Origin of the sequence: Nocardioides sp. (assembly GCF_035481145.1) — a bacterium.
GTDB lineage: Bacteria > Actinomycetota > Actinomycetes > Propionibacteriales > Nocardioidaceae > Nocardioides.
The window spans coordinates 1-14,605 of record NZ_DATIHB010000083.1 but is presented as its reverse complement, the minus strand read 5'-3'; the positions used below and the strand labels follow the sequence as shown (position 1 = coordinate 14,605).

Sequence of the window (14,605 nt, the reverse complement as noted above, 5' to 3'; positions counted from 1 at the left end):
GTACGGCCCCATGCCCGCGCCGTTCACGCCGCCCGTGAAGGTGCCCGACCAGGAGAGGAAGTCGTGATGACCGAGACGACCATGGAGCTGCTGGTCAAGCAGATGACGTGGGAGGCCGATGGCGTCCTGTCGCTCGCGCTGGCCCATCCCGACGGCAAGCCGCTGCCCGAGTGGCAGCCCGGCGCCCACATCGACCTCCAGCTGCGGGGCTCGCTGGTCCGCCAGTACTCCCTCTGCGGCGACCCGGCCGACGAGACCCGCTACCGCGTCGCGGTGCTCCGCGAGCAGGCGGCGCTCGGGGGCTCGGAGTACGTCCACGAGGGGCTCCGCCCCGGACACCGCCTCCAGGTCGTGGGCCCGCGCAACAACTTCGCCTTCCTGCCCGCCCAGCGCTACGTCTTCGTCGCCGGCGGCATCGGGATCACCCCGATCCTCGCGATGGTCCAGGCCGCCGAGGCAGCGGGCGCCGACTGGGAGCTCTGGTACGGCGGCCGGCGCCAGCAGTCGATGGCCTTCCTCGACGAGCTCGCGGCGTACGGCGGGCGGGTGCACGTCGTGCCGGAGGACGAGCTCGGCCGCCTCGACCTCGGCGCCGCCCTGCCCGGCCCCGCCGAGGGGACCCTCGTCTACGCCTGCGGTCCCGAGCCGCTCCTGGCCGCGCTCGAGGAGCACACCGCCGATTGGCCGGAGGGGATCCTCCAGCTCGAGCGGTTCAAGGCGAAGAAGGTCGAGGCCGGCCCCGACGGCGACCAGCCGGTGACCGTGGAGTGCCAGCGCTCCGGCGTCACCGTCGAGGTGGCCGGCGACTGCTCGATCCTCGACGCCCTCGAGACCGCGGGCGTCTCCATCGGCAGCTCGTGCCGCGACGGCATCTGCGGTAGCTGCGAGACCCGCGTGCTCTCCGGCGAGCCCGACCACCGCGACTCCGTGCTCAGCGCGGCCGAGCAGGCGAAGGGCACCTCGATGATGCCCTGCGTCTCCCGCGCCCGCTCCGCCCGGCTCGTCCTCGACCTCTGACCTCCACCACCTCCGCACAGGGAGAAAGCCATGACGAACTACCTGCAGCCGCACCAGGCCCGCACCGTCGAGCCGACGCCGTACGAGAAGAAGCTGGCGGGAGCCATCGAGGAGGTGTTCGGCACTGGCCGGCACGACCTCGAGGGCCTCGTCTCCGGGCTCAACGAGATGGGCGTCCCGGCGCCCGGCGGCGAGGTGTGGACGACCGACTCGTTCACCGCCGAGATGAAGCGTCTGGCTGCCCCGCAGGGCGCGGCCGGGAAGGAAGCGTGACCCCATGGCACCCATGGTCAAGAAGCAGCTGAGCGCCGACGACATCTTCGCCACCGGCCTCCGCAACCAGTGGTACGCGATCTGCCCCTCCCACATGGTCCCGGCCGGTGGCATCCACAAGGTCCGCCGGCTCGGCATGGACTGGGTCCTCTTCCGCGAGTCCAACGGGCGCCTGCGGATGCTCGAGGACCGCTGCCCCCACCGCGGCGCGCCGCTCTCGCTCGGCCAGCACCTCGGCAACAAGCTCGCCTGCGCCTACCACGGCGTCCAGGTCGACGGTGAGGGCACGGTCGTCGCCGTCCCGGGCCTGCCCGGCTGCAACCTGGAGGGCAAGCAGCTCGTCCCGGCACCGGCCGTGCAGGAGGTCGCCGGCGCGATCCTCGCCTACATCGGCGACGAGCAGCATCCCGAGCCGACGCCGCTGAACCTCCCCGACCCGCTCGTGGACGAGGGCACCGAGGCGTTCCTCTGCTACGCCGAGTGGGACGCGCCGTGGCGCTTCACGATGGAGAACCTGCTCGACCCCATGCACGGTGCCTTCCTGCACCGCGACTCGCACTCGATGTTCGCGGGGGAGACCCAGGCCCGCTTCCGGATCCGGGAGACCGACCGGGGCTTCTTCTTCGAGAAGACCGACCAGCGCGGCGTGAACTTCGACTGGGTCGAGTTCTGCCGCACCGGCCTCGACTGGGTCGACCTCGAGATCCCCTACCCGCCCACAGCCGGCCCCGGTGGCCCGTTCGGCATCGTCGGCCTCGGCACGCCGATCGACGCCACCACCACGGCCGTCTTCTTCTGGCGCTACCGCAAGGTCGCCGACTGGGAGCGCGACACCTGGCGCTTCCTCTACCGGACCACGCTCGAAGCGCGGCACTGGAAGGTCCTCGAGCAGGACCGCGAGATGCTCGAGGCGATGGCCGTCGATGCCGACCAGGCCGAGAACCTCTACCAGCACGACCTCGGCGTCGTCCGCCTCCGCCGCCTCTATCGCGGGCTCGCGGAGGAGCAGGCCGAGGCGCTGGCGGGGGCTGGGTCATGAGCGCCGAGCACCCCTACAGCCCGGCGTACGACGACGACGGCGTCGTCTACGTCTCGGGTGCGCTCTCGGTCGACGTCGACGGCGTCGCCGTGGGTGGTCGCCGGCCCGCCCTCGACGCCGCCATCGCGAAGCTGCGGTCGCGGCTGGCCACGGTCGGGCTCGACCTGCCCGACGTGGTCAAGACGACCTACTTCGTCACGGACGTGACGCTGCGCGACGAGGCCAACGAGCAGTACGCCGAGATCTTCGCCGAGCCGCGTCCTGCACGCTCGTTCGTGCAGGTGGCCGCGCTGCCCTACGGCGCGACCGTCGAGATCGAGGCGGTCGCCCGCCGGCGCTGAGCGCGCGCCGGATAGCGTGAGGGCGTGCCCAGCCTGTCGCATCGCCTGATCGCCTTCGCCCTGCCGAAGGTCAACCCGCCCGTGGTCATCCGTGACCCCGAGCGGCTCCGCGAGGCACTGGTGGCGAAGAACCGCACGCGCGCGACCACCCCGCCGGCCTGGCTGGAGAAGGAGTGGGAGGTCACCGTCGAGCGGATCGGTGGCGGAGGCGGTTTCCCCGTGTACGTCGCGACGCCGCGCCGCGGCTCGTGGACGCGCACGCTCGTGCACCTGCACGGTGGCTCGTTCACCGCGACCGCGCACGACCGGCAGTGGAAGTGGGCGGCGCGCCTCGCGCGTGCCACCGGCTCCCGCCTCGTCTTCCCGGCCTATCCGCTCGCACCCGAGTTCACCTGGCGTGACTCGGTGCCGGCCCTGACGGCGTACGTCGGCGGGCTGTGCGATGAGGGGGAGGTCGTCCTCGCCGGCGACTCCGCGGGTGGCGGCCTGGCGCTCGCCATCGCCCTCGGCCTCCGCGACCGGTGGCGCGCGGGGGAGGGGGAGCAGCCGGCCAAGCTCGTGCTCATCGCGCCCTGGGCCGACCTGACCCGCTCCGCGCCCGGCACCGAGGAGTCCGCCGCCCGCGACCCGTGGCTCTCCCTCGACAACCACGACACCTACGCGCTCTTCTGGGCGGGCTCCGAGGCCGACCTCGTGCTGCCGTCGGTCTCACCGGCGCTCGGCGACCTCACCGACCTGCCGTCGACCATGCTCCTGTGCGGCACTCACGACATGCTGTACGCCGGCGCCGAGGCGCTCGCCGCGCGTGCCGCCACGGTCGGGTGGCCGGTCGTCTTCGAGGTGGGCCACGGGCTGCTGCACGTGTATCCGATCCTGCCTGTCACCGAGGCGCGGGGCGCGTTGAAGCGGGTCGCCGCCTTCATCCGCGGCTGATCCCGCAGCCGCGTGCTCAGCCTGCTGCGACGACCAGGAGCAGCAGGACGATCGCGATGACGAGGGTGCAGCCGACGGCAAGCGACGTCCGGCTCGACGTGACCGCCGTCCTGTCGGGCTCCCAGGTGCGCCGTTTGCTGGTCGAGAGGATGAGCGGCACCACCACCGCCGAGATCACCGCGGCCACGAAGAGCATCAGCGCTGGGGAGGGGAGCCAGATCGTCACGCGCCGACGCTAGTGCCCGTGCACGGAAGGCTGGTGGGTTCTCGGGATCTGGTGCTTGCCCGACTCAATGGGGGCGCGACAGAAGCACCAAACCGGAGTCCGCGCTCGACGGCTGACCTCCACGAACGCACACCGGCCCGGGTCAGGGCCCGAAGGCGGCCAGGATGGGTACGAGGACGAGTCCGACGAGGCACGGCAGGATCACGCTGCCGAGCACCATGCCCCATGGGACGGCGCCGAAGAAGCTGGTCCTCTTCCGGGTGAAGAAGTGGATCGCCCAGCAGGTCACGATGGCCCCCACGAAGAGCGCTACTCCGACGCCGGCGGGTGCGTCTGCCAGGTGCAGAACGCCAGCCGCCAGGTAGGGCCCGACGATGCCGAGCGCGACGCCCCAGGCGTATCCCGGGTCGGACGGCCGGCGTGGCCGGGACGCGCGGGACGAACCGCGCCAGTTCGTCACCGGCGGGAGCGTCGGGTAGCGCTTCGCGTGCCCGTAGGCGGCGGCAGTCAGAGCCATCGGCAGCACCACCACGAGCAGGAGCGCGATGCCGAAGTACACAGGGGGACGCTAGTGCCCGGCGAAACAACGCGGAGACTTTCCGTCACCAGGTGACGAAAAGTCTCCGCGTTGTCGTTCAGCAGGAGTCAGCCTGCGTCACCAGTAATGCGCCCTCGGGCCGACCGTGTGGCCCATGGAGCCGGCGAGCCAGAGCACGGCACCGACCAGGACGAGGATGATGCCGATCGTCCAGAGGATCGAGATGTCGAGGATGGCTCCGAGAATGAGAAGCACGAGACCGAGAATGATCACGGCTGCCTCCTGAGTCCCACGCCGGGTGCGGCGTCGTCGCGATCTGCGACTGCACTCAGGTACCCCGATGCGGCGCGAGGCATGACAAACCGCTGGTCAGCCCGGCACCTTGATGCCCGTAGCGGAGTGGCAGCGGTAGCCGTTGGGGTTCTTGTAGAGGTACTGCTGGTGGTAGTCCTCCGCGTAGTAGTACGTCGGGGCAGGCTTGATCTCAGTGGTGATCGCCCCGTAGCCGGCGCGGGCGATGACCGGACCGTAGGCCTCCGTGATCTGGCGCGCGACCTGCTCCTGCTCCTCGGAGAAGAAGTAGATCGCCGAGCGGTACTGCGTGCCGACGTCGTTGCCCTGGCGGTAGCCCTGGGTCGGGTCGTGGACCTCGTAGAACGCGCGCACGAGGTCGGCGTACGACACCGCATCGGGGTCGAAGACGATCCGCACGGCCTCGGTGTGGCCGGTCATGCCCGAGCAGACCTCGTCGTACGTCGGGTGGGGGGTCGTGCCGCCCGCGTAGCCGACCGACGTGGACCAGACGCCGGGCATCCGCCAGAAGATCTCCTCCGCGCCCCAGAAGCAGCCGAGGCCGAAGAGCGCGACCTCGAGTCCTTCGGGGACGACGTCGGTCACGAGCGGAGAGCCGAGCACGAGGTGCTTGTCGGAGAGTGCGAACTGCTGCTGCGGGCGGCCGGGCAGGGCACGGTCGGGCGCAACCATCTCGGTCTTCTTGAAGAACATCAGGACCTCCTCGGGGTTCTGCTCACAGTCTCCAACACCGCGGGTCCGCGGAGAGTTCCCGAAGCTGGGGAAGCGGTTGGCGGGCTGTCGGAGCCGCTGGCCGACGGCACCCTCGACGTCCCGGAGATCGCGGCTAGGCTCGCAGGGTGAGCCAGTCCAGCGACCACACGCAGAAGGGCGGGTTCGAGACCCGCGCCATCCACGGCGGCTACGAGCCGGACGCGACCACGGGCGCCGTCATCCCACCGATCTACGCCACCAGCACCTACAAGCAGGACGGGGTGGGCGGGCTGCGTGGCGGCTACGAGTACAGCCGCTCGGCTAACCCGACCCGCACCGCGCTCGAAGGTGCGCTCGCGACGGTCGAGCAGGGGGAGCGGGGCTTCGCCTTCGCCAGCGGGCTCGCCGCGGAGGACGCGATCCTGCGCGCGCTGACGAAGCCCGGCGACCACGCCGTCATCCCCGACGACGCGTACGGCGGCACCTTCCGCCTCTTCGACAAGGTCGCACGTCCGTGGGGCCTCGAGCACACCCCCGCGCACCTGGCCGACCTCGACGCGGTCCGGGCGGCGATCCGGCCGGAGACGCAGCTGGTCTGGGTCGAGACGCCGACCAACCCGCTCCTCTCGATCGGCGACATCGAGGCGCTGGCTGCGATCGCGCACGAGGCCGGAGCCCTGCTCGTCGTCGACAACACCTTCGCCTCGCCGTACCTCCAGCAGCCGCTGACGCTCGGTGCCGACCTCGTCGTCCACTCCACCACCAAGTACGTCGGTGGGCACAGCGACGTCGTCGGCGGTGCGGTCGTGGTCCGCGACCTCGAGGTCGCCGAGCGGATCGGCTTCCACCAGAACGCCATGGGTGCCGTGGCCGGTCCGTTCGACTCCTTCCTGACTCACCGCGGGCTGAAGACGCTCGGGGTGAGGATGGACCGGCACTGTGACAACGCGGAGAAGGTCGTCGACTTCCTCTGCAGCCATCCCGCCGTGGGCACGGTGATCTACCCGGGGCTCGAGACGCACCCCGGCCACGAGATCGCTGCGCGGCAGATGAAGCGGTTCGGTGGCATGGTCAGCTTCCGTGTCAACGGGGGCGAGGAGGCGGCCCTCCGGGTCTGCGAGGGCACGCGGGTCTTCACGCTCGGCGAGTCCCTCGGCGGTGTCGAGTCACTGATCGAGCACCCCGGACGGATGACCCATCAGAGCGTCGCGGGCACCGCCCTCGAGGTGCCCTCCGACCTGGTCCGGCTGAGCGTCGGCATCGAGAGCGTCGACGACCTGGTAGCCGATCTCGAACGGGCGCTGGGCTGATCCCGTTAGGGTCGCTTGCGTGAAGGAAGAGCAGGAGTCGGGGGCTCCCGACGAGGCGAAGGAACCCGCGCGCGACGAGTCGGCCGAGCCGGACGAGGAGGCCCGTGCCGAGGCGGAGGAACGCCGCACCGAGCGGCTGACCCACCTGCTCGCCCAGCAGTGGGCGCAGCTGCGGGCGGAGCGCCGCCACGAGGAGCCGCCGGGCTTCCGCACCGGGCCGTCGAACTTCTCGCGCGCCCAGGTGCCGTGGGGCCTCGACCTCGCCGCCGCCTGGTCATGGCGGCTGATCGTGATCGCGGTCGCGACGCTCGCGCTCGCGTGGACCTTGCGCTTCTTCGCGGTCATCACCCTCCCGCTCGTGATCGCCCTGCTGATCAGCGCCCTCGCGGCGCCGATGGTCCGTGGCCTGGCCACGGCCGGCGTGCCGCGGAGCCTGTCGGCCGGCGCCACGGTCGTGCTCGGGCTGGCCACGCTGATCGGCCTGCTGACCTTCGTGGGCAACCAGGTGGCCCAGGGCGCGAGCGACCTCGCCGACCAGGTGGTCAAGGGACTCGGCGAGATCCGGGTGTGGCTGCGCGACGGGCCGATCGACGCGAGTGACTCCCAGATCAACGACTGGATCAAGAACGCCCAGGATGCGATCAAGACCCGATCGCAGGACATCGAGTTCGGCCAGGTGACCGAGGTCGGCACCGCCCTGGGCCACGTCGTCGCGGGCCTCTTCATCGTGCTCTTCGCGACCTTCTTCTTCCTCGCCGACGGGCACCGGATCTGGTCCTGGGTGGTGCGCTTCTTCCCGCGCGCAGCGCGTGAGGCCGTGGACTCCTCGGGCCGTGTCGCGTGGGTGTCGCTGACCCAGTTCGTCCGGGCGACGGTGATCGTCGCGCTCGTCGACGCGGTGGGCATCATGATCGGCGCGCTCGTCCTCGGCGTACCTCTGGTGGCGCCGATCGGCGTCCTGGTCTTCCTCGGTGCCTTCGTGCCGATGGTCGGTGCTGCGGTCGCCGGGCTGGTGGCGACGCTGGTCGCGCTGGTGACGGTCGGGCCCTTCAAGGCACTGCTCATGCTCGGCGTCGTGATCGCCGTTCAGCAGATCGAGGGCCACGTGCTGCAGCCGCTCGTCATGGGCCGCTTCGTCTCGGTCCACCCGCTCGGCGTCATCGTCGCGATCGGCTGCGGCGTGATCGTCGCCGGCATCGCCGGTGCGCTGGTCGCGGTCCCGCTGGCGGCGGTGGCCAACGCGGTGGTCACCCATCTCGGCAGGCTCGCCGACCCGGTCTACGAGCAACGCGTGGAGGCGATCATCGAGGACCCCTCACCATGACCGCGACCCTCGCAGACGTCCGGGCCGCCCGCGAGATCCTGGCGGGCGTCGCGGTGCAGACGCCCGTCGTGGAGTCGCGCTGGCTCTCCGACCTCACCGGCCAGCACGTCCACCTCAAGTGCGAGAACCTCCAGCGCACCGGCTCATTCAAGCTCCGCGGCGCCTACGTGCGGATCGCCCGCCTGTCAGCCGCCGAGCGCGCGGCGGGCGTCGTCGCGGCGAGTGCCGGCAACCACGCGCAGGGCGTGGCCCTCGCCGCCCAGCAGCTCGGCATCCCCTCGACGGTCTTCATGCCCGAAGGGGCCCCGATCCCCAAGGAGCGGGCCACCCGGGCCTACGGCGCCGACGTCGTCTTCGCCGGGCGCTTCTTCGACGACGCGCTGCGCGAGGCCCTCGCGTACGCCGAGCGCACGGGCGCGACGTTCATCCATCCCTTCGACCACCCCGACGTCGTGGCCGGCCAGGGCACGGTCGGGCTGGAGATGCTGGAGCAGGTGCCCGACGCCGCCACTGTCCTCGTGCCCGCCGGTGGTGGGGGACTGGTCGCCGGCGTGGCGCTGGCGGTGAAGGCGCAACGCCCCGACGTACGCGTGGTGGGGGTGCAGGCCGAGGGTGCTGCGGCGATCGCTCGCTCGCTCGAGGTAGGTGCTCCGGTCGCGCTGGAGTCGGTGAGCACGATGGCCGACGGCATCGCTGTGGGGCGGCCCGGCGAGGTCCCGCTGGAGCTGATCCGGAGGCACGTCGATGACGTCGTGAGCGTCTCGGAGGAGTCGCTGTCGCAGGCGCTGCTGAGCCTCGTCGAGCGAGCCAAGATGGTCGTGGAACCAGCCGGCGCGGCCGCAGTGGCGGCGCTGGTCGAGCATCCCGACGCGTTCACCGGGCCGGTCGTGGCGCTGCTCTCCGGAGGCAACATCGACCCGCTCCTGCTCGGCAAGGTGATCCGCCACGGCCTGGTCTCTGCCGGGCGGTTCCTCAACCTCGCCGTCTCCCTGCCGGACGTGCCCGGAGCGCTCAACGGACTCCTCACCGAGATCGCGGCCGCCCAGGCCAACATCCGCACCATCGGCCACGACCGCACCTCGTCGTCGCTGCGGCTGGACGAGGTCGAGGTGCGAATCGAGTGCGAGACCCGCGGCACCGCCCATGCCGACGCGCTGATCGCCCGGCTGCGCGAACTGGGCTACAAGGTCCTCTGAGTCGCCGAGGCGGCGCGGACCTGCACGGCTGGGTCGTCGAGGCGGCGCGGACCTGCACGGCTGGTTCGCCGAGGCGGCGCGGACCTGCACGCGCTCGGCGCAATCGGCGGCGGCAACGGGGTGCGTCCGAGCCCTCCTTGGTAGGCTGGCCTCTTTGCTTCATCACGGAGTCGCCGCGGCCACACGCCGCGGCGTACGTCTATCCGCACCAACATGCAGGAGTGATCATGACCGAGCAGCAGGACACCATCTGGCTCACCCAGGAGGCCTTCGACAAGCTCCAGGCCGAGCTGGAGGACCTCAAGGGCCCTGCGCGTCAAGAGATCGTCGACCGCATCTCGGCCGCTCGCGACGAGGGTGACCTCAAGGAGAACAGCGGATACCACGCTGCGCGCGAGGAGCTCGGCAAGCTGGAGGGCAAGGTCCGCCAGCTCACCTCGATGCTCGAGAAGGCCGAGGTCGGGCAGGCCGACGCAGGCGACGGCACCATCGGCCCCGGCATGGTCGTCACCTACAAGTTCGTCGGCGACGACGATGACGAGGCGGAGAAGTTCCTCCTCGGTGCCCGCGAGATCGACCCTGACGGCCTCGCGGTGATCTCGCCGCAGGCGCCGCTCGGCGGTGCCGTGATCGGCGCGAAGAAGGGCGACACCGTGGCGTACGAAGCGCCCAACGGCAAGACGCTCGAGGTCGTCATCCTTGAGGCGGAGCCGTTCGTGGGCTGATCGCCTCTTCTTTGCCGAGACGTCAGTTCGTCACCTGTCCGGCGTGACGAACTGACGTCTCGGCGCATTTGGCCTGCAGGTTCGCGCCGCCTCGACACCTCTGCGGTGCAGGTTGGCGCCGCCTCGGCGCATGTTGCGTGCAGGTTGGCGCCGGGTCAGCGGGGCTGGTTCTGCCCGTCGGCGGTGCAGCCCACCAGCTCGACGGCAGTGGCCCTCCGCTCGGTCTTGATCTCGACGTGGTTGTTGCCGTCCACAGGGGTGAACTGCAGCGAGCCGACCGCCGTCTTGTCCTGCGCGAGCGCCTGGACGCGGCAGGTCGGCTCGGTCGCGTCGTCGCGCAGCGTCACCTCGATGTCGACGACGACGACGTGGTCGTCGACGATCGTGAAGTTGCGGTCCGTCGACTGCACGGCCGGCGTCGCCTGGAGCCACACGACCCAGGCCAGCCAGACGATGAACGGCACGCCCACCACGAGCGCCATCACCAGCGCGAGGGGGAAGCGGCGCCCGTCAGGTCGGCGTCCGTAGCGGTCTGCGAGTGCATCGGTCACGCGGGCATCGTCCCACGCAGCCGTCCTCCTAGAATCGCCGCATGTCTGTTGAGCCGCTCCGGCTGATGCACGTGCACGCCCACCCCGACGACGAGTCGAGCAAGGGCGCGGCCACCACCGCGAAGTACGTCGCCGAGGGCGTCGACGTCCACGTGGTCACCTGCACGGGCGGCGAGCGTGGCGACGTGCTCAACCCGAAGATCGACCCCGCCACGATCGAGGACATCCAGGCGGTCCGTCGCGCGGAGATGGACGCGGCCCGCGAGATCCTCGGGGTCAAGCAGGACTGGCTCGGCTTCGTCGACTCGGGCTGGCCCGACGGCGACCCGAAGCCGCCGCTGCCCGAGGGCTGCTTCGCGCTGGTGCCGGTCGAGGAGGCAGCGGAGCCGCTGGTCCGGCTTATCCGGACCTTCCGGCCCCATGTCATGACGACGTACGACGAGCGGGGTGGCTACCCGCACCCCGACCACATCGCCTGCCACCTCGTGTCGATGGAGGCGTTCCGTGCCGCCGCCGACCCGGAGCGCTACCCCGATGCCGGCGAGCCGTGGCAGGTCGCCAAGCTCTACTTCCACCACACCTTCAACCGCCCCCGCGCCGTAGCGATCAGCGAGGCGATGGAGGCCGCCGGGCTGGCCTCGCCGTACGCCGACCGGCTGAAGGAGTGGGAGCCCGACCCTGCGTGGGACGCGCGGATCACGACGCGGGTGCCGTGCGCGGAGTGGTTCGAGACGCGCGACCGCGCGCTGCTCGCCCACGCGACGCAGATCGACCCCGACGGCTTCTGGTTCGCGGTGCCGATGGAGGTCCAGCAGGCGACCTGGCCGCACGAGGACTACGAGCTCGTGGAGAGCCACGTGCCGACCGAGCTGCCCGAGACCGACCTCTTCGCGGGGCTGCGCGACGGCGTCTGGGAGGGCTGAGGGAGAATGGTCGACATGATCGCGCTCCTCACCATCGCCACCTCCAACTGGGACGGCGATGCCGACAAGATCACGGCGGGCTGGATCGGCGCCCTCGTGATCGCCCTGCTCATCGTCGCGACGGTCCTGCTCTTCTGGAGCTTCACGCGTCAGCTGAAGAAGACGAACGCGGCTCAGCAGGCCGGTGTCTACGGCAACGACGAGTCCTCCGACCCGTCCGCTGACGACAACGCCTGACGCCCCGCGCGCGAAACTGTCAGCCTGACAGTTTCGTCCCGCATGACACTTCGGAACTGTCAGCCCGGGCCAGACTGTCAGCCTGACAGTTTGGCCGCGCGCCCGGTTGTTAGCCCTGCTCGGCCTTGAGCTGCTGGCGGACCTCTTCCATGTCGAGATCGCGTACGGCGGCGATCAACTGCTCGAGCGACGGCTCCGGCAGCGCGCCGGGCTGGGCGTAGATGAGCACCTGCTCGCGGAAGACCATCAAAGTCGGGATGCTCGTGACCCGGAAGGCGCTCGCGAGCTCCTGCTGCTCCTCGGTGTTGACCGACCCGAAGACGATGTCGGGATGCTTCTCCGACGTCGCCTCGTAGATCGGCGCGAACTGGCGACACGGCCCGCACCAGCTGGCCCAGAAGTCGACCAGGAGGATGTCGTCCTCGTCGACGTGGTCGGTGAAGTTGGCGGCTGTCAGCTCGATCGTGGCCATGCCTGCAACGCTACGCGGCAGGCAAGCCGCTCTCACAGGTGACGCACAGGTTCTTCATGGCCGGGTGTCGGTGTCGGACGGCATGCTGAGGCCATGACCTCGCCCGATGCCGCTGCCCTGACTCGCGCCGACGGCTCGCCCCTGCGTGTCCTGGTCGTCGACGACGAGGTCAACATCGCCGAACTGCTGGCGATGGCCCTGCGCTACGAGGGCTGGGAGATCGGCATCGCCCACACCGGCCGCGCCGCGGTCAGCACCGCGAAGGAGCTCCGCCCGGACGCCATCGTGCTCGACTGGATGCTCCCCGACTTCGACGGACTCGAGGTCCTGCGGCGGGTGCGGCAGCAGCAACCCGACGTCCCCGTCCTCTTCCTGACCGCTCGCGACTCGGTGGAGGACCGGGTCGCCGGCCTGACCGCCGGTGGCGACGACTACGTGACGAAGCCGTTCTCGCTGGAGGAGGTGGTCGCACGGCTGCGCGGGCAGCTCCGACGGGCCGGTGCGACCCGGCGCAGGGAGAGCCCGGTCCTCACCGTCGGCGACCTCACCCTCGACGAGGAGAGTCGTGAGGTCTTTCGCGGCGGCGACGAGATCACGCTGACGGCAACGGAGTTCGAGCTGCTGCGCTTCCTCATGCGCAACCCGCGCCGGGTGCTGTCGAAGGCCCAGATCCTCGACCGCGTGTGGAACTACGACTTCGGCGGCCAGGCCAACGTGGTCGAGCTCTACATCTCCTACCTCCGCAAGAAGGTCGACGCCGGCCGCGCGCCGATGATCCACACCATGCGGGGCGCCGGCTACGTGCTCAAGCCGGCCGAGTGATGGAGCTCGTACGCCGGCTGGTGCCCGCCTCGCTGACTGCGCGCCTCGTGGCGACCGTGGTGCTGCTGGTCGCACTGGTCGGCCTGCTCGTCTCGGCGCTGACGACCGCCGCGCTCGACAACCGCCTGACGGGGCAGCTCGACGACGAGGTCGCCGCCTCCCACGACCGCGACCTCCGCGCGCTGCAGCACGGCCTGCCGATCGGCGGCATGCCCGAGGGTTCCGGCGGCCCCGACATCCGTGACGCGCGGGCCCAGCGAGCGGGCACGCTGACGGCATACCTCACCGGCGACGTGGCCGCCGGCATCGTGGTGACCGAGCGCGGTGGGCGTGAGCAGCTGGGCGCTGCGGAGCTCGCGCAGCTCTCCGGGTTGCCGCGGGGTGGCCACCCGACGGCCCGTGGGCTCGACGGCCTGGGGGAGTACCGCCTCCTCACCTCCGAGGTCGGCGGCATCACGCTCGTCACCGGCGTGCCGTCGGACGAGGTCGACGAGACCCTCGCCTCGATCGTGCTCTGGGAGGTCCTGTTCACACTGCTCGCGGTCGGTGCGGCGGGCGGCCTCGCGGTCGTCGTCGTACGCCGCCAGCTCCAGCCCCTGCGTGACGTCGCCCGCACCGCCCATGAGGTCGCGGAGCTGCCGCTCGCCTCCGGAGAGGTGGGGGTCACCGCGCGGGTCCCGGAGTCGCTCACCGACGAGCGCACGGAGGTCGGCCAGGTCGGGTCGGCGCTCAACGTGCTGCTCGGCCACATGGAGAGCTCGCTCGACGCGCGCCACAGGAGTGAGCAGCAGGTGCGGCAGTTCGTCGCCGACGCCTCGCACGAGCTGCGCACGCCGCTCGCGACGATCCAGGGGTACGCCGAGCTGGGCCTGCGCGCCGACGCCGACCCCGAGCGGGTGCTCCACGTGCTCGACCGCGTGCAGGGGGAGGCGCGGCGGATGACCTCCCTCGTCGAGGACCTGCTGCTCCTGGCCCGCCTGGATGCCGGCCGGCCGCTCGCTCGCGAGGAGGTCGACCTGACCCACCTGGTCCTCGAGGCCGTGGGCGATGCCCGGGTGGTCGCCCCAGAGCACCGCTGGCAGCTGGACCTCGGCGACGAGGCCGTGGTCGTGACCGGTGATGCGCAGCGGCTCCACCAGGTGCTCGCCAACCTGCTGACCAACGCGCGACGGCACACACCCGCAGGCACGACGGTCACCGTCGGCGTGCGGAGTGCCGCGGTGGATGGGCGGGCTTCGTCCGGTGCCGTGGTGACCGTCCACGACGACGGTCCGGGTGTCCCGGCCGAGCTCCAGGCGACGCTCTTCGAGCGGTTCACCCGCGGCGACGCCTCCCGCACCCGCGACTCCGGGGGTGCCGGGCTGGGCCTCTCGCTGGCCCGTGCGATCGCCACCGCGCACGGGGGCACGCTGACCTGCGCCTCCGGGCCCGGCGACACGACGTTCACGCTGACGCTTCCGGCCTGACAGGCAGCCGGGCGGGCCGTCTTCACAGCCCGCGCACAGGTGGTCCGCAGCGGGCACCCAGCAGTGCGGCCTTGGCTGGAGGCATCCAACCAACGAGGGAGCCCCGATGGCCAACAAGAACACCCCCGACCAGCCCGACCGGATCGACCCCGAGGCGCCCACGCAGCAGCTGCCGGCCGATGCCCCGGCGCCTGCCCAGGCCCCACC

19 protein-coding genes are annotated in these 14,605 nt (G+C 71.2%); 13 read left to right on the top strand and 6 right to left on the bottom strand.

The window, feature by feature from the left end; translation table 11 throughout:
• The first annotated feature begins 66 nt into the window (after positions 1-66).
• The 5 genes from VLF38_RS07230 to VLF38_RS07210 are packed head-to-tail and all read left to right on the top strand — an operon-like array spanning position 67 to position 3,603.
• A complete protein-coding gene (locus VLF38_RS07230; protein ID WP_325270605.1) occupies positions 67-1,017 on the top strand; it encodes a PDR/VanB family oxidoreductase in 951 nt (316 codons plus the stop codon).
• A 30-nt stretch (positions 1,018-1,047) separates the two neighbouring features.
• The gene (locus VLF38_RS07225; RefSeq protein ID WP_325270604.1) at positions 1,048-1,290 is read left to right on the top strand and encodes a recombinase-like helix-turn-helix domain-containing protein; all 243 of its coding nucleotides are present in this window, start codon (positions 1,048-1,050) and stop codon (positions 1,288-1,290) included.
• 4 nt (positions 1,291-1,294) lie between these two features.
• Entirely contained in the window at positions 1,295-2,329 is a 1,035-nt protein-coding gene (locus VLF38_RS07220) for an aromatic ring-hydroxylating dioxygenase subunit alpha (RefSeq protein WP_325270603.1), read from the top strand.
• Positions 2,326-2,670, top strand: a complete 345-nt coding sequence (locus tag VLF38_RS07215) for a RidA family protein (RefSeq protein WP_325270602.1) — start codon at positions 2,326-2,328, stop codon at positions 2,668-2,670. Before VLF38_RS07220 ends, VLF38_RS07215 begins: the two co-directional genes overlap by 4 nt.
• Positions 2,671-2,694: 24 nt before the next feature.
• A complete protein-coding gene (locus VLF38_RS07210) occupies positions 2,695-3,603 on the top strand; it encodes an alpha/beta hydrolase (RefSeq protein ID WP_325270601.1) in 909 nt (302 codons plus the stop codon).
• A gap of 16 nt (positions 3,604-3,619) precedes the next feature.
• On the opposite strand, the gene VLF38_RS07205 is transcribed toward VLF38_RS07210, so the two are convergent.
• The 4 genes from VLF38_RS07205 to msrA all read right to left on the bottom strand — a co-directional run bounded on the left by VLF38_RS07205 (position 3,620) and on the right by msrA (position 5,372).
• Complete coding sequence (locus VLF38_RS07205; RefSeq protein WP_325270600.1) at positions 3,620-3,829, bottom strand: hypothetical protein; 210 nt, start codon at positions 3,827-3,829, stop codon at positions 3,620-3,622.
• 142 nt (positions 3,830-3,971) lie between these two features.
• Positions 3,972-4,388 carry a hypothetical protein gene (locus VLF38_RS07200; RefSeq protein WP_325270599.1) on the bottom strand — a complete coding sequence of 139 codons (417 nt, stop codon included), beginning with the start codon at positions 4,386-4,388 and terminating at the stop codon, positions 3,972-3,974.
• 96 nt (positions 4,389-4,484) lie between these two features.
• Positions 4,485-4,709, bottom strand: a complete 225-nt coding sequence (locus VLF38_RS07195; protein WP_325270606.1) for a DUF3040 domain-containing protein — start codon at positions 4,707-4,709, stop codon at positions 4,485-4,487.
• A gap of 27 nt (positions 4,710-4,736) precedes the next feature.
• A complete protein-coding gene (msrA, locus tag VLF38_RS07190) occupies positions 4,737-5,372 on the bottom strand; it encodes a peptide-methionine (S)-S-oxide reductase MsrA (protein WP_325270598.1) in 636 nt (211 codons plus the stop codon).
• Positions 5,373-5,518: 146 nt separating this feature from the next.
• Here msrA and VLF38_RS07185 point away from each other — a divergent pair, with 146 nt between their 5' ends.
• From VLF38_RS07185 to greA, 4 genes are all read left to right on the top strand, one after another.
• On the top strand, positions 5,519-6,682 hold the full coding sequence (locus VLF38_RS07185) for a cystathionine gamma-synthase (RefSeq protein WP_325270597.1): 1,164 nt from the start codon (positions 5,519-5,521) through the stop codon (positions 6,680-6,682).
• Positions 6,683-6,701: 19 nt separating this feature from the next.
• Complete coding sequence (locus VLF38_RS07180; RefSeq protein ID WP_325270596.1) at positions 6,702-8,006, top strand: AI-2E family transporter; 1,305 nt, start codon at positions 6,702-6,704, stop codon at positions 8,004-8,006.
• A complete protein-coding gene (gene ilvA, locus VLF38_RS07175; RefSeq protein ID WP_325270595.1) occupies positions 8,003-9,202 on the top strand; it encodes a threonine ammonia-lyase in 1,200 nt (399 codons plus the stop codon). The genes VLF38_RS07180 and ilvA overlap by 4 nt, the downstream gene beginning before the upstream one ends.
• Before the next feature lie 227 nt (positions 9,203-9,429).
• Positions 9,430-9,927: a transcription elongation factor GreA gene (greA, locus tag VLF38_RS07170; RefSeq protein ID WP_325270594.1), complete on the top strand. Its 498-nt coding sequence runs from the start codon at positions 9,430-9,432 to the stop codon at positions 9,925-9,927.
• 155 nt (positions 9,928-10,082) lie between these two features.
• Here the strand turns inward: greA and VLF38_RS07165 are convergent, their stop codons facing one another.
• Entirely contained in the window at positions 10,083-10,478 is a 396-nt protein-coding gene (locus tag VLF38_RS07165; protein WP_325270593.1) for a DUF4307 domain-containing protein, read from the bottom strand.
• A 41-nt stretch (positions 10,479-10,519) separates the two neighbouring features.
• On the opposite strand from VLF38_RS07165, the gene mca reads away from it, so the two are divergent.
• Positions 10,520-11,401: a mycothiol conjugate amidase Mca gene (gene mca / locus VLF38_RS07160; protein ID WP_325270592.1), complete on the top strand. Its 882-nt coding sequence runs from the start codon at positions 10,520-10,522 to the stop codon at positions 11,399-11,401.
• 15 nt (positions 11,402-11,416) lie between these two features.
• Entirely contained in the window at positions 11,417-11,638 is a 222-nt protein-coding gene (locus VLF38_RS07155; RefSeq protein WP_325270591.1) for a hypothetical protein, read from the top strand.
• A gap of 109 nt (positions 11,639-11,747) precedes the next feature.
• Here the strand turns inward: VLF38_RS07155 and VLF38_RS07150 are convergent, their stop codons facing one another.
• Positions 11,748-12,110: a thioredoxin family protein gene (locus tag VLF38_RS07150; protein WP_325270590.1), complete on the bottom strand. Its 363-nt coding sequence runs from the start codon at positions 12,108-12,110 to the stop codon at positions 11,748-11,750.
• 93 nt (positions 12,111-12,203) lie between these two features.
• Here VLF38_RS07150 and VLF38_RS07145 point away from each other — a divergent pair, with 93 nt between their 5' ends.
• Both VLF38_RS07145 and VLF38_RS07140 read left to right on the top strand, forming a co-directional pair.
• Positions 12,204-12,932, top strand: coding sequence for a response regulator transcription factor (locus tag VLF38_RS07145; protein WP_325270589.1), 729 nt, complete (start codon positions 12,204-12,206; stop codon positions 12,930-12,932).
• The gene (locus tag VLF38_RS07140) at positions 12,932-14,398 is read left to right on the top strand and encodes a HAMP domain-containing sensor histidine kinase (RefSeq protein ID WP_325270588.1); all 1,467 of its coding nucleotides are present in this window, start codon (positions 12,932-12,934) and stop codon (positions 14,396-14,398) included. The genes VLF38_RS07145 and VLF38_RS07140 overlap by 1 nt, the downstream gene beginning before the upstream one ends.
• The last annotated feature ends 207 nt before the right edge of the window (positions 14,399-14,605 follow it).